19 protein-coding genes are annotated in these 20,346 nt (G+C 71.1%); 8 read left to right on the top strand and 11 right to left on the bottom strand.

Annotated elements, in window-relative coordinates; translation table 11 throughout:
- Positions 1–192: 192 nt before the first annotated feature.
- The 5 genes from ACZ49B_RS16000 to ACZ49B_RS16020 all read left to right on the top strand — a co-directional run bounded on the left by ACZ49B_RS16000 (position 193) and on the right by ACZ49B_RS16020 (position 4,428).
- The gene (locus ACZ49B_RS16000; RefSeq protein ID WP_468305776.1) at positions 193–1,176 is read left to right on the top strand and encodes an ABC transporter ATP-binding protein; all 984 of its coding nucleotides are present in this window, start codon (positions 193–195) and stop codon (positions 1,174–1,176) included.
- Positions 1,166–2,053 carry an ABC transporter permease subunit gene (locus ACZ49B_RS16005; RefSeq protein ID WP_468305778.1) on the top strand — a complete coding sequence of 296 codons (888 nt, stop codon included), beginning with the start codon at positions 1,166–1,168 and terminating at the stop codon, positions 2,051–2,053. Before ACZ49B_RS16000 ends, ACZ49B_RS16005 begins: the two co-directional genes overlap by 11 nt.
- Positions 2,050–2,961, top strand: coding sequence for an ABC transporter ATP-binding protein (locus ACZ49B_RS16010; protein WP_266627666.1), 912 nt, complete (start codon positions 2,050–2,052; stop codon positions 2,959–2,961). Before ACZ49B_RS16005 ends, ACZ49B_RS16010 begins: the two co-directional genes overlap by 4 nt.
- Positions 2,962–2,975: 14 nt before the next feature.
- On the top strand, positions 2,976–3,695 hold the full coding sequence (locus ACZ49B_RS16015) for an ABC transporter permease (RefSeq protein WP_468305781.1): 720 nt from the start codon (positions 2,976–2,978) through the stop codon (positions 3,693–3,695).
- An 85-nt stretch (positions 3,696–3,780) separates the two neighbouring features.
- A complete protein-coding gene (locus ACZ49B_RS16020; RefSeq protein WP_468305782.1) occupies positions 3,781–4,428 on the top strand; it encodes a rhomboid-like protein in 648 nt (215 codons plus the stop codon).
- Positions 4,429–4,591: 163 nt separating this feature from the next.
- Here ACZ49B_RS16020 and ACZ49B_RS16025 read toward each other — a convergent pair whose 3' ends face one another.
- From ACZ49B_RS16025 to ACZ49B_RS16065, 9 genes are all read right to left on the bottom strand, one after another.
- Positions 4,592–5,404, bottom strand: coding sequence for an HAD family hydrolase (locus ACZ49B_RS16025; protein ID WP_468305785.1), 813 nt, complete (start codon positions 5,402–5,404; stop codon positions 4,592–4,594).
- Positions 5,401–6,678, bottom strand: a complete 1,278-nt coding sequence (gene serS, locus ACZ49B_RS16030) for a serine--tRNA ligase (RefSeq protein WP_468305788.1) — start codon at positions 6,676–6,678, stop codon at positions 5,401–5,403. Before serS ends, ACZ49B_RS16025 begins: the two co-directional genes overlap by 4 nt.
- Before the next feature lie 526 nt (positions 6,679–7,204).
- Complete coding sequence (gene pheA / locus ACZ49B_RS16035) at positions 7,205–8,140, bottom strand: prephenate dehydratase (protein WP_468305791.1); 936 nt, start codon at positions 8,138–8,140, stop codon at positions 7,205–7,207.
- A 42-nt stretch (positions 8,141–8,182) separates the two neighbouring features.
- Positions 8,183–9,466 carry an iron uptake transporter deferrochelatase/peroxidase subunit gene (gene efeB, locus ACZ49B_RS16040; protein WP_468306155.1) on the bottom strand — a complete coding sequence of 428 codons (1,284 nt, stop codon included), beginning with the start codon at positions 9,464–9,466 and terminating at the stop codon, positions 8,183–8,185.
- Entirely contained in the window at positions 9,463–11,451 is a 1,989-nt protein-coding gene (locus ACZ49B_RS16045; protein ID WP_468305793.1) for a copper resistance CopC/CopD family protein, read from the bottom strand. The genes efeB and ACZ49B_RS16045 overlap by 4 nt, the downstream gene beginning before the upstream one ends.
- A gap of 20 nt (positions 11,452–11,471) precedes the next feature.
- Complete coding sequence (locus tag ACZ49B_RS16050) at positions 11,472–11,963, bottom strand: copper chaperone PCu(A)C (RefSeq protein ID WP_468305796.1); 492 nt, start codon at positions 11,961–11,963, stop codon at positions 11,472–11,474.
- The gene (locus ACZ49B_RS16055) at positions 11,960–12,610 is read right to left on the bottom strand and encodes an SCO family protein (RefSeq protein WP_468305799.1); all 651 of its coding nucleotides are present in this window, start codon (positions 12,608–12,610) and stop codon (positions 11,960–11,962) included. The genes ACZ49B_RS16050 and ACZ49B_RS16055 overlap by 4 nt, the downstream gene beginning before the upstream one ends.
- 108 nt (positions 12,611–12,718) lie before the next feature.
- Complete coding sequence (locus ACZ49B_RS16060; RefSeq protein WP_468305802.1) at positions 12,719–13,423, bottom strand: YcnI family copper-binding membrane protein; 705 nt, start codon at positions 13,421–13,423, stop codon at positions 12,719–12,721.
- Between the two features lie 109 nt (positions 13,424–13,532).
- The gene (locus ACZ49B_RS16065) at positions 13,533–14,357 is read right to left on the bottom strand and encodes a hypothetical protein (protein WP_468305804.1); all 825 of its coding nucleotides are present in this window, start codon (positions 14,355–14,357) and stop codon (positions 13,533–13,535) included.
- 219 nt (positions 14,358–14,576) lie between these two features.
- Here ACZ49B_RS16065 and ACZ49B_RS16070 point away from each other — a divergent pair, with 219 nt between their 5' ends.
- Positions 14,577–15,068 (top strand): ATP-binding protein, encoded by a 492-nt coding sequence (locus ACZ49B_RS16070; RefSeq protein WP_468305807.1) that lies wholly within the window; start codon positions 14,577–14,579, stop codon positions 15,066–15,068.
- 169 nt (positions 15,069–15,237) lie between these two features.
- Here ACZ49B_RS16070 and ACZ49B_RS16075 read toward each other — a convergent pair whose 3' ends face one another.
- A complete protein-coding gene (locus ACZ49B_RS16075; protein WP_468305810.1) occupies positions 15,238–16,704 on the bottom strand; it encodes an aminopeptidase P family protein in 1,467 nt (488 codons plus the stop codon).
- An 87-nt stretch (positions 16,705–16,791) separates the two neighbouring features.
- Positions 16,792–18,396 (bottom strand): PP2C family protein-serine/threonine phosphatase, encoded by a 1,605-nt coding sequence (locus ACZ49B_RS16080; protein WP_468305812.1) that lies wholly within the window; start codon positions 18,394–18,396, stop codon positions 16,792–16,794.
- Between the two features lie 407 nt (positions 18,397–18,803).
- Between ACZ49B_RS16080 and ACZ49B_RS16085 the strand changes: the two genes are divergently transcribed.
- Positions 18,804–19,502, top strand: coding sequence for a bifunctional DNA primase/polymerase (locus ACZ49B_RS16085; protein ID WP_468305815.1), 699 nt, complete (start codon positions 18,804–18,806; stop codon positions 19,500–19,502).
- 205 nt (positions 19,503–19,707) lie between these two features.
- Positions 19,708–20,301, top strand: a complete 594-nt coding sequence (locus ACZ49B_RS16090) for a hypothetical protein (RefSeq protein WP_468305817.1) — start codon at positions 19,708–19,710, stop codon at positions 20,299–20,301.
- Positions 20,302–20,346: the final 45 nt, after the last annotated feature.

A 20,346-nucleotide genomic window follows, 5' to 3' on the forward strand; every position in this document is an offset into this window, starting at 1 on the left:
TACCCGCCCGTAACTTGACACTGATGAATGTGACAATGACCGGAGATCACGTCAAGCCCCGTGCACGGACCTGTGGACAAACTTGTCCGGTCCGCATCAGCCTTACGTCAGGGTCTGTAGTCCTGAAGGCGGAGACGGGATGACGCTCCAGGTCTGACGATCCGCACGTCCGGCGCCACTAACGTCGGAGCCGTGACTGTCATCGCGACCGAAAGCCTGAGCAAGCGGTACCCCCGAGTGACCGCAATCGACCGGCTCTCCCTGGACATCGGGCCGGGAGTGACCGGCCTCGTGGGTGCCAACGGAGCCGGCAAGTCCACGCTGATCAAGATCCTGCTTGGACTGTCCCCCGCCACCGAGGGCCGTGCCGCCGTGCTCGGACTCGATGTCGCCACCCATGGCAGCGCCATCCGTGAGCGCGTCGGCTACATGCCCGAGCACGACTGCCTGCCGCCCGACGTCTCGGCCACCGAGTTCGTCGTACACATGGCGCGCATGTCCGGGCTCCCGCCGACCGCCGCCCGTGAGCGGACCGCCGACACCCTGCGCCACGTGGGCCTGTACGAGGAGCGCTACCGCCCCATCGGCGGTTACTCCACGGGCATGAAACAGCGGGTCAAGCTGGCCCAGGCGCTCGTCCACGACCCCCAGCTGGTCCTCCTCGACGAGCCCACCAACGGCCTCGACCCCGTCGGCCGCGACGAGATGCTCGGCCTGATCCGCCGCGTCTACACCGACTTCGGCATCTCCGTCCTGGTCACCTCCCACCTCCTCGGGGAGCTGGAGCGGACCTGCGACCACGTCGTGGTCGTCGACGGCGGCAAGCTGCTGCGTTCCAGCTCCACCAGCGACTTCACGCAGATCACCACGACCCTCGCGGTCGAGGTCACCGACTCCGACACCCACCCGGACGGCACCGCCGCCCTGCGCAAGGCGCTCGCCGACGCGGGCATCACCCTGCACGAGGGCGAGGAGCAGGGGCTGCCCGGAGCCGGCCACATCCTGCTCGTCGAGGCCACCGGCGAGGACACCTACGACACCGTGCGCGACACCGTCGCCGACCTGGGTCTCGGCCTGGTCCGCATGGAGCAGCGCCGCCACCACATCGCGGAGGTCTTCCGCGACAACGACCAGCAGCAGCTCGTCCGGAAGGGAGCCGGTTCCGATGGCGCCTGACACCTCGACCCAGATCCACAACATCGGCTACCGGTCCTACGAAGGAGCCCGGCTCGGCCGCGCCTACGCCCGCAAGTCGCTGTTCTCGCAGTCCCTGCGCGGCGCGTACGGACTCGGCCGGTCCGCGAAGTCCAAGGTCCTCCCGATGCTCCTCTTCGCGGTGATGTGCGTCCCCGCGCTGATCATCGTCGCCGTCGCCATCGCGGTGCCCGGCTCCACCAGCCTGCCGATCAAGTACACGACGTACGCCCTGACCACCCAGGTGATCATCGGCCTCTACCTCGCCTCGCAGGCACCCCAGTCAGTCTCCCGGGACCTGCGCTTCAAGACCGTGCCGCTCTACTTCTCGCGGCCCATCGAGCGCGTCGACTACGTCCTCGCCAAGTTCGCGGCGATGGCCTCGGCCCTGTTCATCCTCACCGCCACCCCGCTGCTGATCATGTGGATCGGCTCGCTGCTGGCCAAATTCGACTTCGCGGACCAGACCAAGGGGTTCGCCCAGGGACTGGTCTCCGTGCTGCTGCTCTCGCTGCTGTTCGCCGGCCTCGGCCTGATCATGGCCGCGCTCACGCCGCGCCGCGGCTTCGGCGTCGCCGCCATCATCGCCGTGCTCCTGATCCCCTTCGGCGCGGTGACCGCCGTCCAGGGCATCGCGTACAGCACCGGCTCGAACGGTGCCATCGAGTGGATGGGCCTGTTCTCCCCGATCAGCCTGATCGACGGCGTGCAGACCGCCTTCCTCGGTGCCACCTCCGCCTTCCCCGGCGGAGAGGGCCCCTCGGCCGGCGTCGGCTTCGTCTACCTGCTCGTCGTCCTCGCCCTCATCGCCGGCTCCTACGCCGCTCTGATGGCCCGCTACCGGAAGGCCGGGCTGTGACCACCATCGACATCGACCACACCTCCCGCTGGTTCGGGAACGTCGTCGCCGTCAACGACGTGACCATGCACATCGGCCCCGGCGTCACCGGGCTCCTGGGTCCCAACGGCGCCGGAAAGTCCACCCTCATCAACATGATGGGCGGCTTCCTCGCCCCCTCCACGGGCACCGTCACCCTCGACGGCGCGCCGATCTGGCAGAACGAGCAGGTCTACAAGCAGATCGGCGTCGTGCCCGAGCGCGAGGCCATGTACGACTTCCTCACCGGCCGGGAGTTCGTCGTCGCCAACGCCGAGCTCCACGGCCTCGACGACGCAGCCGCCCAGCGGGCGCTCGCCACCGTCGAGATGGAGTACGCCCAGGACCGCAAGATCTCCACGTACTCCAAGGGCATGCGGCAGCGCGTGAAGATGGCCTCGGCCCTCGTCCACGACCCGTCCGTACTGCTCCTCGACGAGCCGTTCAACGGCATGGACCCGCGTCAGCGCATGCAGCTCATGGACCTGCTGCGGCGCATGGGCGACGACGGCCGCACGGTGCTGTTCTCCTCTCACATCCTGGAAGAGGTCGAACAGCTCGCCTCCCACATCGAGGTGGTCGTCGCCGGCCGGCACGCCGCCTCCGGCGACTTCCGCAAGATCCGCCGCCTGATGACGGACCGCCCGCACCGCTACGTCGTCCGCTCCTCCGACGACCGGGCCCTCGCCGCGGCCCTGATCGCCGACCCCTCCACCGCCGGCATCGAGATCGACCTCAAGGAAGGCGCGCTGCGCATCCAGGCCGTCGACTTCGGCCGCTTCACCGAGCTGCTGCCGCGGGTCGCCCGTGCGCACGGCATCCGGCTGCTGACGGTCTCGCCCTCCGACGAGTCCCTCGAGTCGGTCTTCTCCTACCTCGTCGCGGCCTGAAGGAGCTGGCACCCATGTACAACCCCACCGTCGCCCGGCTCACCTACCGCGCGCTGCTCGGCCGCCGCCGTGCGCTGATCCTCTGCGGACTGCCCGTCCTGCTGATCGTCATCTCGCTCGCCGTCCGCGCCTTCACCGGCCTGGACGACAAGGTCGCCGCCGACCTGCTCGGCGGCTTCGCCCTCGCCACGATGGTTCCGCTGATCGGAGTCATCGCCGGCACGGGAGCCATCGGCCCGGAGATCGACGACGGCTCGATCGTCTACCTGCTCTCCAAGCCGGTGAAGCGCCCGACGATCATCATGACCAAGCTGATCGTCGCGATCGCCGTCACGATGGCCTTCTCCGCGATCCCGACCTTGATCGCCGGGTTCATCCTCAACGGCAACGGCCAGCAGATCGCCGTCGCGTACACCGTCGCGGCCCTCGTCGCCTCGATCGCCTACAGCGCCCTGTTCCTGCTGCTGGGCACCGTCAGCCGGCACGCGGTCGTCTTCGGCCTGGTCTACGCCCTGATCTGGGAGTCGCTCTTCGGCAGCCTGGTCTCCGGGGCGAAGACCCTCAGCATCCAGCAGTGGGCCCTGTCCCTCGCCGAGAAAGTCGCCGGCGAAGGGTACGTCGACGCCACCGTCGGCCTGCCCACCGCGGTGATCCTGCTGTCGGTGGTCACCGTCGGCGCCACCGTCTACGCCGGCCAGAAGCTGCGCCGCCTCACCCTGGCGGGCGAGGAGTAGGACCCCGCAGCACCCGCTCCGCATCCAGTGCCCCGCCCGGCCCACCAGCCGGGCGGGGCACCGCCGTACGGGGCAAAATCAGTGCATGATCGAGCACACCGAGCCCGAGCCGTCCAGGCCCGTACGGTCCTGGATACGCTCCTCGCCCGGTACGCACATATGGCTGCTGATCATCGCCGTCACGAGCATCATCGTCGTGATCGCGCCCGACCACCTCGAGCACGTCCTGCTCCACCGCCACAGCAGCAATATCCACGAGCTCACCCGGCACCCCGTGCGGGCCCTGCTCTCCAGCGCCTTCTGGATAGCGAACCCGGCCTCGCTCGCCCTGTACGCCGTCCTCTTCGAGCTCTTCCACGCCCCCGTCGAACGCTGGCTCGGCACCCTGCGCTGGCTCGCCATCGTCGCGACCGCCCACATCACGGCCACCCTGATCAGCCAGAAGGTCGTTCTGATGGCCATTCAGGACCACCGAGCCCCGCAGAGCATGGTCCACGTCGTCGACGTCGGCGTCAGCTACGGACTCGCGGCCTCGATCGGGGTCCTCACCTACCGGCTCCCGAACCCTTTGCGCTGGTTCTACCTCGCCTGTGTCGTCGCCTTCTTCGGGCTCCCCCTCCTCACCGGAGGCACCTTCACCGACCTCGGGCACGCCATCTCGCTCTCCGTCGGCCTGCTCGCCTGGCCGCTGACCCGCCACCCGCACCCCAGACATGTTTCACGTGAAACATGAGCACGGCGCTCGCCGGGCTGATGCGCAGAAATTGACTGGTACGGGACGTACGCCCCGGGCAGAGTGAGTCGTGCGGGGAGCAACAAAAAGGTCCGGAGCAGCCACTTCGAGCGCGCCTTGCGGCGCGGGCTGTTCCGGACCTTCCCCGTTCTCGGCCGAGCCGTCAGGCGGCGCCCAGCAGGCGCTCCAGCACCACCGCGATGCCGTCCTCCTCGTTGGAGGCCGTCACCTCGTCGGCCACCGCCTTCAGCTCCGCATGGGCATTGGCCATCGCCACGCCGTGGGCCGCCCAGCCGAACATCGGGATGTCGTTGGGCATGTCGCCGAAGGCGATCGTCTCCGCCGCCTTCACACCCAGCCGACGCGCGGCCAGCGAGAGGCCGGTGGCCTTCGTCAGCCCCAGCGGCAGGATCTCCACTATCCCCGGGCCGGCCATGACGATGTCCACCAAGGCGCCCACCGTCTCCCGGGCCACCTTCACCAGCGCGTCGTCGTCGAGCTCCGGGTGCTGGATGTACAGCTTGTTCAGCGGAGCCGTCCAGACCTCCGCCGTGTCCTCCAGGTAGAGCGCCGGCAGGCCCCCCTGCACCCGGTAGCCGGGCCCGAACAGCACGTCGCCGTCCACCCCGTCCCGGCTGGCCGCGAGCGCCAGCGGACCCACCTCGGCCTCGAGCTTCGACAGCGCCAGACCGGCCAGCTGCCGGTCGAGCGTCACCGAGGTCAGCAGCCGGTGCGCTCCCGCGTCGTAAACCTGCGCGCCCTGCCCGCACACTGCGATGCCCTTGTAGCCGAGATCGTCCAGCACGCTCCGGGTCCAGGGCACGGCACGGCCGGTGACGATGATGTGCGCCGCGCCCGCCGCGGTGGCCGCGACGAGCGCTTCACGGGTGCGTTCCGAGACGGTGTCGTCGCCACGCAGCAGCGTGCCGTCGAGGTCGGTCGCGACGAGCTTGTACGGGAACGGGGCCGGGCTCACTTGGTGATCGGCTCCAGGACCTCGCGGCCGCCCAGGTACGGACGGAGCACCGCCGGCACCCGCACCGAACCGTCGGCCTGCTGGTGGTTCTCCAGGATGGCGACGATCGTGCGGGGTACGGCGCACAGCGTGCCGTTCAGCGTCGAGAGCGGCGCGGTCTTCTTGCCGTCGCGGTAGCGGATCGACAGGCGGCGGGCCTGGAAGCCGTTGCAGTTGGAGGCGGAGGTGAGCTCGCGGTACTTGCCCTGCGTCGGGATCCACGCCTCGCAGTCGAACTTGCGCGAGGCGGAGGAGCCCAGGTCACCGGTGGCGACGTCGATCACCTGGAACGGCAGCTCCAGGCTGGTCAGCCACTGCTTCTCCCACTCCAGGAGACGCTGGTGCTCGGCCTCGGCCTCCTCCGGCGCGACGTACGAGAACATCTCGACCTTGTCGAACTGGTGCACGCGGAAGATGCCGCGGGTGTCCTTGCCGTACGTACCGGCCTCGCGGCGGAAGCACGGCGAGAAGCCGGCGTACCGCAGCGGCAGCTTCTCGGCGTCGATGATCTCGTCCATGTGGTACGCGGCGAGCGGGACCTCGGAGGTGCCGACCAGGTAATAGTCGTCCTTCTCGAGGTGGTACACGTTCTCCGCGGCCTGGCCGAGGAAGCCGGTGCCCTCCATGGCGCGCGGGCGGACCAGCGCCGGGGTCAGCATCGGGATGAAGCCGGCCTCGGTGGCCTGCGCGATCGCCGCGTTGACCAGGGCGAGCTCCAGCAGGGCGCCGACACCGGTCAGGTAGTAGAAGCGCGAGCCCGACACCTTGGCGCCGCGCTCGACGTCGATGGCGCCCAGCGACTCGCCGAGCTCCAAGTGGTCCTTGGGCTCGAAGCCCTCGGCGCCGAAGTCGCGGATCGTGCCGTGCGTCTCGAGGACGGTGAAGTCCTCCTCGCCGCCGACCGGGACGTCCTCGTGGACGATGTTGCCGAGCTGGAGCAGCAGACGCTTGGCGGCCTCGTCGGCCTCGTTCTGCTCGGCCTCGGCGGCCTTGACGTCCGTCTTGAGCTGTTCGGCCTTCTTGAGCAGCTCCGCCCGCTCTTCCGGGGAGGCCTTGGGGATGAGCTTGCCGAGCGACTTCTGCTCATTGCGGAGTTCGTCGAAGCGCATGCCGGAGGACCTGCGGCGCTCGTCGGCGGAGAGCAGTGCGTCGACGAGTTCGACGTCCTCTCCACGGGCGCGCTGCGAGGCGCGGACACGGTCAGGGTCTTCACGGAGCAGCCGGAGGTCAATCACCCCTCCAGGCTACCGGGCTGGGCTTCCTGGCCTCACACCGATATAACGCTGCGTGTCGCTATGTCCTAATTGCGGAGAATGGAAAACTCTGGCCGACTGGCTGGAAGTGGCCCTTGTCGGGCGGTCAATAAAAGCGCCCCATTCCCCGAAAAGGGGCACAACCGGGGTATCCGGGCACCCTCTGAGCAGGGCGGGAAGGGCTTCCTTGTCCACAGGAATTGTCCACCGCGGGGACTTTTCCACAGGCTGTGTGCCGGATCTGTGGACACGGAATTAGATCAATCCACACTGGCGGACCGTCGGGACGAATCAGGGTTCAAACCACCCTCACACACTCATTCGGGTGGGAATGGCTCGCTCCAAAGAGTTGATCGGCGATGCGGGGGTGACGCCGTTCACCTTCCGCTCCCCAGCGCGAAACCCGGGCCCGCCGACCGATTTGTCGACCTTGTCGCGCCATGATGTCGACTAGTCCACAGGTCCCCATCTCGGCCTGTGGATAACTCTGTGGACAGGGGAGGAAGAACTACGCCCGGCCGTCGAGGCAGCGCGTCAGCCAGTCGGAAGCGGCCGTGAAGTCACCGTCCGAGGTACCGGGCCGCGGAGCGCGCACGTCACCCTGAGCGACGCCGGCACGCGGGTAAGAACCGAGGAAGCGGACCTGCGGGCAGGTGCGCTTGAGCCCCATGAGGGCCTCGCTGACCCTGCGGTCGGAGATGTGGCCCTCCGCGTCGACGGCGAAGCAGTAGTTGCCGATGCCCGCGCCCGTCGGCCGCGACTGGATCAGCATCAGGTTGACCCCGCGGACGGCGAACTCCTGGAGGAGCTCCAGCAGCGCACCGGGGTGGTCGTCGCCGAGCCACAGCACGACGGAGGTCTTGTCGGCGCCGGTCGGTGCGGCGGGCCGGGCGGGCCGCCCGACGAGCACGAACCGGGTCTCGGCGTTCTCCGCGTCGTGGATCTCGGTGACCAGCGGGACGAGCCCGTACGTGGTGGCCGCGAACTCGCCCGCGAAAGCGGCGTCGAAGCGGCCCTCCTGGACGAGCCGGGCACCGTCGGCGTTCGAGGCGGCCGATTCCCACAGCGCGTCGGGCAGGTTCGCCCGCAGCCAGTTGCGGACCTGCGGCTGGGCGACCGGGTGCCCGGTGACGGTCTTGACGTCCGACAGCTTGGTCCCGGGCCGTACGAGCAGCGCGAACGCGATGGGCAGCAGCACCTCGCGGTAGATCATCAGCGGTTCGCCGGAGGCCAGCTCGTCCAGGGTGGCGGTGACCCCGCCCTCCACCGAGTTCTCGATCGGCACCAGGGCGGCCGCGGCCTCCCCGTTGCGTACGGCGTCCAGGGCGGCCGGGACCGACACCATCGGGACGAGCTCCCGGGTCGCGGCTTCCGGCAGTGTGCGGAGGGCGGCTTCGGTGAAGGTGCCCTCGGGACCGAGGTAGGTGAAGCGGGTGGCCGACATGTGATCAGCCTAATGCCGGGCCCCCGACCGCCGGGGTGCTGTTCATCCTTCGAGCAGCCGCTGCCCCACGTACTCCCCGTCGCGCGGGCCGGGCGGTACCGCGTACAGCCCGCTGGACTCGTGCCGGATGAACACCGACAGGGCGTCCCCGCGGTCGAGCTTGCGCTGGACGGGGACGAAACCGCGCAGCGGATCGGCCTGCCAGCAGATGAACAGGAGCCCGGCGTCCGGGGTGCCGTCGGCGGCGATCCCGTCATGGAAGGAGAAGGGACGCCGGAGCATGGCGGCCCCGCCGTTCTGCTCGGGGGCGGAGATCCGGGCGTGCGCGTTGGACGGGATGACCGGCTTGCCGTCGGGGCCGATCTTGTCGAGGGCCATCTCGGTGGTCTCGGTGCCGCCGGTGAGGGGCGCCCCGGTGGCCTTCGTACGGCCTATGACCTGCTCCTGCTGGGCCAGGGACTGCTTGTCCCAGTCGTCGAGGAGCATCCGGATGCGGCGTACGACGGCGTACGAGCCCCCGCCCATCCAGGCGTGTTCGGCGGGCCCGGGGCCGGTGGCGGGGACGAAGATCCGCTTGTCGAAGTCCGGCTGCGCGGGCTTCGGGTTGCCGGTGCCGTCGATCTGGCCCATGAGGTTGCGGGCGGTCATCGGGGCGGCGGTGGCGCCGGGGGACCGGTTGAAGCCGTTCATCTGCCAGCGCACGCGGGCGGCGTCCCCCGCGTCCTTCTGCAGGGCGCGCAGGGCATGGAAGGCGACGAGCCCGTCGTCGGCGCCGATCTGGACCCACAGGTCGCCGTTGCTGCGCTGGGCGTCGAGCCGGTCGGCGGAGAAGTCGGGCAGCGGGTCGAGGGCGGTGGGGCGGCGGGCGGTGAGCCCGGTGCGCTCGAAGAAGGAGTGGCCGAAGCCGAAGGTGACGGTGAGGGAGGACGGCCCGGCGTCGAGGGCGATTCCGGTGTCGGCGGCCGAAACAGCCTTGCCCGCCATCAGCAGGCGCGCGGTGTCGGACCAGCGGCGCATCAGGGCGGCGGCCTCCTTGCGTCCCGCACCCGGGGCCAGGTCGAAGGCGACGACGTGGCCCTTGGCCTGCAGCGGGGTGGTGATGCCGGCCTGGTGGTCGCCCTGGAAGGCGACCTCGTTGGCGCCGAGGGAGGCGAGGCTCCCGGCGGCGCCGGGGGCTCCGGCCGGGGAGTCGGCGAGTGCGGAGTGCACGAGGGCTCCGCCGGTGGCGCCGAGCGCGAGCCCGGCGGCGCCTGCGGCGCCGACGGTGCCCAGCAGGCGGCGCCGGGAGATCTCGATGTGGGGGTTGCTCTCGGTCACGCTGGTCAGCCGATCTTCACGTTCTTCTGCACGGTCGTCTGGTCGATGTCGGAGGTACGGACGCTCACGTCGATCCGCCATTCTCCGGCGAGCGGCAGCTGGACGCCGGATGCGCTCCAGTGTCCGGGGGCCGCGCGCTCCGGGAGGAGCGGCAGGGGGCCGATGTCCTTGGCGGGGAGGGTGAAAGCGACCTTGATCTCGGGGATGTCGAGGGGCTTGCTCTCGGGGTCGTCGACCCATACGTGGAGCGAGTTGGCGCCGACGCGGCCCGGGTCGAGTTCCACCCGGACCGATCCCTTGCCGTTCTCGCCGCCGGTGTCGAACGGCAGGGTGATCTTGATGGCGCGGTTGGGGACGGCGGTGGCCGCCGAGTCGCGACCGCTCGCCTGCTCGGCCGTCCGGCCGGGTTCGGTGCTGGTGAGGACGGTGGTCACGGCGAGCAGGACGACGGCGACCCCGGCCTCGGCGAGGACGGAGCGGCGCAGCCCCGCCCGGGTCGGATCGGCGTCGCGGACCTGCTTCTCGCGCGCGTTCTCGCGGGCGGCACGCTGGCGGGCGAGCTGGGCGGCGCGCTTGGGGTCCTCGGGGACCGTGACGGCGGCCTGCTGTGTTTCACGTGAAACAGCGCGCTGCCGGGCGATCTTGGCCGGCTTCCCGGCGGGTGCGTCGGTGAGCCGTGCGGTCCATGAGCGGGAGACAGAGGCGATCCCGACGAGGATGGCGACGAGCCCGACCTTCAGCAACAGGAGCTGTCCGTAGCTGGTACCGGTGAGGGCCGACCAGCTGCCGACCTGGCGCCAGGACTGGTAGATGCCGGTGACGGCCAGCACCAGGACGCTGACGAACGCGACCCGGGAGAACCGCTGGACCGCCTCGCGCTCGATCCCGGGGACCTTGTGGAGCGCGACGAGCAGTGCGGTGAGCCCGCCGAGCCAGGCGGCGACGGCCAGCAGGTGCAGGATGTCGGCGGGCATGGCGATCCCGGGCTGGATGCCGGTCGAGGCGTGCTCGGACAGGGCCCAGGTGGCGGCGATACCGCCGGCGACGACGGCTCCGCCGATGCCGAGGCCGAAGAGCAGGTCGTTGGCCTCTTTGTCCGCCGCCTGCCCCCCGCCGTCGGACTTGTCCTTCTTCCTGTCCCCGTTCTTGCCCTTGCCGCCGTCCCCGGTCTCGGCGGTCCTGCGCGCGAAGGCGCCGAACAGCACGGCGATGAACAGCGCGGCAGCACCGAGAAGCAGCAGCCGGGAGACGAGAGACGCGCCGGGCTTGGTCTCCAGAACGGCCTTGAGGCCGCCGAGGTCCAGCGCGTCGGCGAACTTCCCCGACCCCGTGTACGGGTTGCGGAGCACCAGCATCACGAGGGTGGCGGCGGTGAGCGTGACCCAGGCGCGCACGACGAGCTTCTGCAGCGGACGCTGCGCGGCGCCGCGGCGCCAGCACAGCAGGATGAAGGCGGCCCCGCCGACGAGGACGGTGAATCCGGCGTAGGCGGCGTAGCGGGCGATGTCGTACGCGATGCCGACGGGTCCGCCGCCCGCCTGCCCGGTGGGCAGGGTGACGCTGGTCGCCGAGGGGGCGCCGATGGAGAAGGTGAAGGCGCCGGAGACGGGGTGGCTGTCGGCGGACACGGCCTGCCAGGCGACGGTGTACGTGCCGTCCGGCAGCCCGGAGTGCAGTGCGGTGCCGTAGCGGATGGTGGATCCGCTGCACATGTCGCGCAGTTCTCCGGTGTCCACCCGCCTGCCCTGCGGGTCCATGACGCGGATGGAGTCGTCGCCCATGGCGACCTGCTCCGAGAAGGAGAGGGTGACCTGGGCGGGGGCCGTGGCGACCACCGCCCCGTCCTTGGGGTCGCTCGCGGTGAGTGCAGCGTGTGCCGTGGCCGGGCCGGCCGCGGTGAACAGGGCTGCCAGCAGGGCTGCGAGGACCAGCGCGAGCCGCGGCAGGAGTGCCGCGGCCCGGACGCGGGCCGGGGAGGGGGCGATGGCCGTCATGGCGTCAGTACCTCGGTCCGTCAGTGGGCGCTGGTGTTCTGGGCGTTGTACGTCCGTTCCTTGACGTCCAGCTCGACCTTGACCGGATCGGCCTTCTCGAAGCGCAGCTCGACGGTGACCTTGTCACCGACCTTCGGCGTGTTCTTCAGCCCCATGAACATGACGTGGCTGCCGCCGCGCTCCAGTTTGAGCTCGCCGTTCGCCGGCACGTCCATGGCCGCGACCTGCTGCATCTTCTGGTCCTTGGTCTCGTGGATCTGCAGATCGTCCGAGAGCGGGCTGGTGACGGCCGTGAGCTTGTCGGCGGTCTTCGAGTCGTTCTTGATGACCATGAACGCGCCGGCCATCTTGTCGTTCACGGGCTCCGGCATGAAAGCGCCGGTGACCGTCATCTTCGGCTCGTCCCCGCCCGCCTCGGCACCGGAGCCTGAGTCCGAGGAGCAGCCGGATATGGCGAGCGCTGCCGTCAGGGAGAGTGCGGCGGCGAGGGTGCGGGTGGTGCGGGCGTTCACGGGTTCTCTCCCTTGACGATCTTCGGCAGGTCCTTGGTGTAGTCGTCGACGGTGCTGCCTTCGCCGTAGAGGAGGTATCCCTCGTCGGTCTTGGGCGAGAACGCGATGACCTGGGCGCCGTGCATGGAGACGACGCTGCCGTCGGCCTCCTTCTTGGCGGCCTCGATGCCGATGCCGAGCTTGCGCGCGGCGGCCTGGATGGTGGCGAAGTCCCCGGTCAGTCCGGTGAAGGACGGGTCCTGGGCCTTCAGCCACGCGCCGAGGGAGTCGGGGGTGTCCCGTTCGGGGTCGGTGGTGACGAACACGACCTGGAGCTTGTCCTGGTCGGCCTTGGGGAGTGCCTTCTTGGCGACGGCGATGTTGCTCATCGTCAGGGGGCACACGTCGGGGCAGTTGGTGTAGCCGAAGTAGATGAGCGTCGGCTTGCCCTTGGTCTGCTCGCGCAGGTTCCACGGCTTGCCGGTGGTGTCCGTCAGGACGAGCTCCGGCTTGTCGAAGGGGCGGTCGAGGACCGTGGCGGTACCGGCCTTGGACTGGCCGGTGATCTGCGTGACCGCGTTGGTCTTGGCGGGCTCGCCGCCACAGGCGGTGAGGGTGAGCGCGGCCGCTGCCGCGAGGGCGGCGACCGTCACACGTGTGGTGCGCATGGAGAAATGTCCCTGGGATCGGGTATGCGGTGCGCGCAGCCGGCCACGAGGGCGGGCCGGCTGCGCGCACGTTCTGGAATAGGGGATACGGCCTGCGGTCGCGCCGGGTCAGGAGGCGCGGCGACGCGAGGCGACACCGAAGGCGACACCGCCGAGGCCGATGACGATGCCTGCGACGCCGAGGACCCGCGCGGTCGTGTCGGAGGCGTCCGCGGCGGCCTCGTCGTGGCCCTTGTCGTCCTTGGTGGCCGCGGCGTTCTTGTCGTCGTGGTGGCTGTCGGCCGCCTTGGCCGCGGTCAGCTTCAGGACGGGCGCCGGGTTCTGCGGCTCCGCGGCGCCTTCCTTCGTCTCCTCGATCCAGCGGACGATCTCGTTGTTGTCGTACGTCTGGATCGCCTTGAAGACCACCTGGTCGGCGTTGTCGGGCAGCTTGCCGACGGAGACCGGGAACTGCTGGAACTTGCCGGGCTCGATCTTGCCGCCGCTCCAGGTCACCTTGGTGACGGCTTCGTTGACCTGCTTGCCGTGCACGGTGAGCGGCTTGTCGAGCTTGCTCTTCTCGACCGTGACGGTCCAGCCCGGGACGTCCTGCGGCATGACGGACGTCAGCGGCTGGTCCACGGGGAAGTTGACTTCCAGCTGCGTGGTCGAGGCGTTGTCGCGCTCGTTCGGAACCTTGAAGTTGATCGTCGCGTAGCCGCCCTTGGCGGCCTCGCCGGGCTGCACGCCGACGTGCGCGAAGGCGGTGCCGGACAGGACGAGGACGCTGCCGGCGGCAAGGGCGGCGGCGAAGGAGACGCGAGAAGTCTTCATGGCAGAAACACTCCACAGGGGCAGTGGTGACGGTGGCTCCGCGCACGAGCGCGCGCGGAGTTCGCGGCACCGGTGCTTCCGCCGGATGTTCCGGGAAGGGGGTGCCGCGTCAGGCTGCGAGGGCGAGCGCCGTGGAGGGCGGCCCGCGCCTGATCACCGTGTGCTGGAGTGCCTCCCGACCGGTGTGCGCGCCGGGTTCGGCGGCGGCCCGCATGGCCGGCGGGGTACCGGCAGGCGTGCCCGGGAGCCCGGCGCCGAGGGCGCGTACGAAGGCCAGCGCGGCGCGCAGCGGGCGTACCGGATCGGCTCCGGCGGAGGCGCGGGACAGCTCGACGAGCCGGAACAGGGCGGCGTCGCCGCGCCCCAGCAGCCAGCCCGCGGCCAGCGCGGCCAGCAGGTGGCCGACGAGCATGCCGGTGCTGAACAGGCCGGTGGCGGGCGCCGCGTAGGCCTGCGCCATGTGCGCGTGGCCGGCATGTGCCTGCGCCGCGGCCTGCCCTGCGGCCTGGGCCGCCACGGCGGCCGGGTCCAGTCCGGCGGTCTCCAGGATCTGCCGGGCGTCGGCCGGGCTGAGCGGGACGGAGTTGCCCCCGCAGACCAGCCGGGCGGCGAGCGCCGCGACCGAGGTGTCGGTGCCGGCGGGTGCCTGGGCGGCGGAGTCGCCGTGCTGGGCGAGCCCGAACACGGCGTGCAGTCCGAGCTGCCCGAAGGCGAGTCCGGCGGCGATGCCGGGCAGCGAGCGCCGGCGTCCCGCGAGCGGGGCGGCGACCGCGAACACGGCGAGGAAGGCGATGACGAGGGCCCACCAGGGCACGGTGGCGCAGGACGCCAGCGCGTGCCCGGCCGCGGACAGCACGACGCAGACCGCGGTGAACACCGCGGCCCGGATGAGCCGTAGGCCGGCTCCGGCGGGCGTCGCGTGGGGGACAGTCATGGCCGGGCCATCATCGCACTGAGCTCACGCCGTCCATACGGCAGGTCCGGAAGGTCGCAAGTGCCCCTGTACGAGGGCTTCACCTCGGGTGTCCCCGCCGCGGCGCAGGCCCGTGAGCCGCCGCATACACCGGTGTCCGGGAGTGCCGCATCGGCCGAATGAGGGCTGTGGCGGCCGCCGGGCGCTTACGCACCCTCGCGGGCGGCAATAGGTACCCGTATGAGCATCTGGTGGTCTCTCCACTTGAGGCGCGAAGCCGCGAGCGTGCCGCTCGCCAGGCGTTTGCTGCTGGGGACGATGGAGACCGCGGGGGTGGACCCGGACATCTCCTTCGATCTTTCGGTGGCACTGAGCGAGGCCTGCGCGAACGCGGTGGAGCACGGCGGCCCGGCGGCCGAAGCCGGTGTGGGCGCGGAACCGGATCCGGAGGCGTGCGCGGCGTACCGCGTCACGGCGTACCTGGACGGGGACTGCTGCCGCATCGAGGTGACCGATTCGGGCCCGGGTTTCCCGGCGGCGACGGTCGCGGGGCGCAGACCCCCGCCGGCCGGCCCCTCCGCGCCTTCGGAGAGCGAGCACGGCCGGGGCCTGTGGCTGATCGCGGAGCTCGCCGACCACGTCAGGTTGCGCAACCGGCCGGGCCGGGGCGCGGTGGTCAGCTTCGACAAGATCCTGAAATGGCGTGAGGGAGCGCTGCTGAAGGCGTCGTAGCCGCGCAAGTCCTCCCGGATACGCCGATGGACGGGACTCGCGTACGAGATCCCGCCCATCGGAGGTCAGCCGTCCCAGGTCAGCCGTCCGAGGTCAGCCGTCCCAGGTCAGCCGTCCGGGGGCCGTCCCGAGGCAGCCTTCGCAAGCCCGCCGTCGCGGCCGGCCGGAGTCAGCCCTTGAGGCGCGCCATCCAGGCCTCGACATCGGCCGAGGTGCGGGGCAGCCCGTCCGACAGGTTCCGGTTGCCGTCCTCGGTGACCAGGATGTCGTCCTCGATCCGGACGCCGATCCCGCGGTACTCCTTGGGCACGGTCAGGTCGTCGGCCTGGAAGTACAGACCGGGCTCGACGGTGAGGCACATGCCCGGCTCCAGCGTGCCGTCGACGTACGCCTCGGTGCGCGCGGCGGCGCAGTCGTGGACGTCCATGCCGAGCATGTGGCCCGTGCCGTGCAGGGTCCAGCGGCGCTGCAGGCCGAGCTCCAGGACACGCTCGACCGGGCCCTCCAGCAGGCCCCACTCGACGAGCTTCTCGGCGAGGACGTGCTGCGAGGCGTCGTGGAAGTCGCGGAACTTCGCACCCGGCTTGACGGCGGCGATGCCGGCTTCCTGGGACTCGTACACCGCGTCGTAGATCTTGCGCTGGATGTCGGTGTACGTGCCGTTGATCGGCAGCGTGCGGGTGACGTCGGCGGTGTAGAGGGAGTGGGTCTCCACACCGGCGTCGAGCAGCAGCAGGTCGCCGGAGCGGACGTCGCCGTCGTTGCGGACCCAGTGCAGGGTGCAGGCGTGCGGGCCGGCGGCGCAGATGGAGCCGTAGCCGACGTCGTTGCCCTCGACGCGGGCGCGCAGGAAGAACGTGCCCTCGATGTAGCGCTCGGACGTGGCCTCGGCCTTGTCCAGGACCTTCACGACGTCCTCGAAGCCGCGGACGGTGGAGTCGACGGCCTTCTGCAGCTCGCCGATCTCGAAGTCGTCCTTCACGGCGCGGGCCTCGGAGAGGTAGACGCGCAGCTCATCGTCGCGCTCCTTGGTGACCTTGTCGGTCAGGGCGGTCTCGATGACGGAGTCGTGGCCGCGGACGTTGCGGACCGGGCCCTCGGCCTCGGCCAGCTCCTCGGCGAGCTTGCGGACGTCCTTCGCCGGAATGCCCAGCAGCTGCTCGGCCTCGGCCAGGGAGTGGCGGCGGCCGACCCACAGCTCGCCCTGGCCGGACAGCCAGAACTCGCCGTTCTCACGGTCCGAGCGGGGCAGCAGGTAGACGGTGGCGGTGTGGCCGGTCTCGCCCGCGGGCTCGAGGACCAGGACGCCGTTCTCGGTCTGGTCGCCGGTCAGGTACGCGTACTCGGTCGAGGCGCGGAAGGGGTACTCGGTGTCGTTCGACCGGGTCTTGAGGCGACCGGCGGCCACGACCAGGCGCTCGCCGGGGAAGCGCGCGGACAGCGCGGCGCGGCGGGCGGCGGTGTGCGCGGCCTGCGCGATCGGCTCCAGCCCGTGCAGCTCGGTGTCGGCCCAGCCGGTGCGCATGTTCTCCGCGAGTTCGTCGCTGACGCCCGGGTACAGCCCGTTCTTGCGCTGCTTGTGCTTCTTCTGGGGCTGCTCTTCTTCCGGGGTCTCCGGGGTGAGCTCGTCAGCCACGTCTTCTCCTCAGCTACGACAGGACCGGGTATGGACCGCATCCATCGTATGTGCGAGGGGAAGACGCCCGGCGGCGAGTGTGATAAATCAGTCAAAACGGGCGGCGAGCAGGACGATGTCCTCCACCCCGTCCTCCGTGGCGGCCATGGCGGCGGTGGTCCCGGAAGCAGCCGCGGCAGCCGCGGATCCGGCGGGCGCGAGCGCCGGGTCGTCCTCGGGCAGCACCGTCCGCAGGATGTGGTCGCAGACGGCCGCCGGGTCGTCCCGGATGCCGCGGGGCACCCCCGCGGCCGCCGCGTGCAGCCGCGCGTAGGCCCGGTCCATCGGGTCGCCGGTCCGCCGCAGCAGCCCGTCGGTGTACAGCAGCACCGTTTCTCCGGGCGCAGGTTCGATCTCCACGCTCGGCGCTTCCCAGCACGACAGCATCCCGAGCGGCGCGGAGAGCGAGGTCTCCACGTACTCCGTGCGGCGCTCGCCGACGAGCAGCGGCGGGGCGTGCCCCGCCCCGGCAAGGATGATCTTGCGCTGGGCCGGCTCGCAGTACGCGAACAGCGCGGTCGCGCAGCGCGCGGGCTCGGTCAGGCGCAGCAGCAGCTCCAGGTCGGACAGGACCGCGACGGGGTCCTCCCCCTCCATGACGGCGTACGCGCGCAGCGACGCCCGCAGCCGCCCCATCGCGGCGACCGCGCTGGGCCCCGCCCCGGTGACGGAGCCGACGGCCAGCCCCAGGGCGCCCTCGGGCAGCGGCAGCGCGTCGTACCAGTCGCCGCCGCCGCGCGGTCCGGTGTGGTGGCGGGCGGCGAGCTGGACGCCGGGGATCCGGGGGAGCCGGCTGGGCAGCAGCTCCTCGGCGACCGTGGCCAGCCGGCTGCGGCACCGTTCCACCTCGAGCATCCGGGCCAGGTGTTCGGCGGCGTGGCGGACGTAGAGACCGGCGAGATCGCGCTGGCGGTCGCTCGGCTCGGCCTGCTCGTCGTAGAGCCAGACGGCCGCGCCGAGCCGGCCGGCGGCCTCGGCGGTGAGCGGCACGGCGTAGCTCGCGGCGTAGCCGAGCCGGGCGGCGACCTCGCGGTGGCGGGGGTCGACCGGGGTGCCGTAGCCGCCCGAGCCGGGGGCGGCGTCGGGTTCGGGGAGCACCTCGGAGCCGCCGTGGGCGTCGGGGAGCCCGTCGAGGATCCGGCCGTACGAGGTCGCGGTGCGCGGGACGGTCTCGATGTGCCCGAGGTCCGCGCGGCCGAGGCCGAGGCCGATCGTGGCCGTCGGGCCGAGCCCGTCGGAGGGCTCCAGGACGATCAGGCCGCGGCGGGCGCCGACGAGCGCGGCCCCGGCGCGCAGGAACTCCTGGAGGGAGGAGTCGAGGTCACGGGCGCGGGCGAGGCGTTCGGTGAGCTCGTGGAGGGTGGTGAGATCGGAGACCATCCCCGCCAGGCGGTCCTGGATCAGGGTGCTCGGTGCGGGGACCGGTGCCGGGGCCGGTGCGGGGGCTGTTCGGGCGGGCGTGGGCGCCGCAGTTTGCGGGACCGCGGTAACTGCTGGATCGATTCCAGCCACTTTCGGCAGATGCGGGGCGCTCATGGCGTCCGCCTTTCCACCTGGTGCGATTCGCCATATAGCATCGCAAACCCCCAGATCGTGCTGCGCCGCCATCAATGAATCCACATCTACACGCACACGAGGATCGATGTCCAGCATTGCCCAGGTGGGAATCCTGGTGTCCGTGGGGCTGCAACTCACTGTCCAGCCAAGGCTAGAACTTGGCCGGAAAAAGCTGGAAGCGGACGGTTTTTGCGATCGACTGGTCGGGCGCCGCAGTGGCTCCGGGTACCTAATCGGTGGTGCCCGGGGAGAGTTGGCGCAGCCCGGTGGTCGCCGGGAACCGCCCGGCACGGTCCGTCGTCCTTAGCGGCGGCAGCCGGTCTCGGCACCGGCGCGGGTCGCGTTCCGCCCCCGCCGGACGTTTCATGGACCCGTAAGAAAACTGCACGAACCGTGTGAACCTGCTTCAAGCGGACAGTGACGCGAAACGTGTACGTGTGGTGAGACACCGGTTACATGGTGTGATGTGGCCCTCGGCGTTCAACGGAAAGGAACGAGCGCTCATGCGCGAGATCCTCGGAAGGCGTCTCCAGCGGCTCCGCAATCGCCTGAAATCCCTTCGCTCCGCCCCCGGGCAGAGCGGTGACCAGGCCCTCTTCGACGCGGCGCTCACCTGCGCCACCGCCTGGCAGTGGCCGGTGCTGCCCGGCGTCGGCCGCTCCGGCGCCGACAGCGCCCGCTGCGCCTGCCCCGACCCCGACTGCGTCGTCCCCGGCGCCCACCCCTTCGACCCCGGGCTGCTGGCGGCCACCACCGACCCCCGGATGGTGGCCTGGTGGTGGACCAACCGGCCCACCGCTCCCGTGCTGCTGGCCACCGGCGGGTCCGCGCCGTGCGCCGTGAGCCTGCCGGCCGCCGCGGCCGCGCGGGCCGTCGTACGGCTGGACGCGCAGGGCATGCGGCTGGGTCCGATCGTGGCCACCCCCACCCGGTGGGCGCTCCTGGTCGCGCCGTACTCGCTGGAACGGCTCGGCGAACTGTTGTACGCCAAGGACCACGTGCCCTCCGCCCTGCGCTTCCACGGCGAGGGCGGCTACCTGTTGCTCCCGCCCTCCCCCGCGTCCGGCGGCGGGCAGGTGCGGTGGGAGCGCGAGCCCGCGGATGCCGGGGGCCTGTGGCTGCCGGAGGTCGAGGCCGTCGTGGACGCACTGGTCGAGGCGAGCACCGGGGCGTCCGGCGGCGGCAGCCGTCTCGCGTACTGATCCCGCACGGACGAGGGGCGTACGGCGGCCCGTGGGCGGTGAACGTACCGCCCGCGCGGGGTGGGCGTACGGCCCGCGCACGGGCGGGCGGGCCGACGCTCCGGGCGCCCGCCGATCACTCGTACGGGTGCCAGCGCGACGAGTTTCCAAGGGAATTGGGCGCGGGGATCTCCGCGCCCCATTCCCGCCTCGCTATGTTCGCCGAATGAATCTCCGCTTGATCGGTATCAGCGCGGGTGTGCTGATCATCTTGTCGCTCCCGCTGGCAGGAGCGATCGCCGGACCGGATTTCGCCGGTCAGGACGACGGAAAAGGCGGCGGGTTGCTCTCCTCGCTCGGGCTGGCCGATCCGGCGGGCGGATCCCGTACGCCGGCGCCCGGCGCTCCGTCCGCGCAGCAGGCCGCCCCGCAGCAGGCCGCCCCGCAGCAGCCGGGTCCGTCCGAGCAGCCCCGTACGGATTCCCGGTGCGGCCCCGAACTCTCCTCCCCGCAGGGCGTGGAGGCGCAGACCTGCATCCTGGTGGGCGAGGGGCGGACCTGGGGCCGCAGCTACTACCGCAACACCAGCGGGCGCGCGCTGGACGCCGTCCTGACGGTGATGGGGCCCGCGGGGCGCACGGTGCAGATCCGGTGCGCGGTCGGGGCGGGCGACGAGCCGGGACTCTGCGAGACGCCGAGGGAGGACTCGGTGGGGGCGCCGGATGCCTACTCGGCCGTAGCGGAGTTTGCAGTTCCGGATGATGAAGGGCGGCTGCTGCTGAGGTCCGGGAGCAACGCACCGGCACCGGCCGTCGGTTGAGCGACGGCGGAAAAGGAAGGGCCCGGTCGCTGGCGACGGGGGATG

Source organism: Streptomyces sp. NPDC031132 (genome assembly GCF_055570595.1).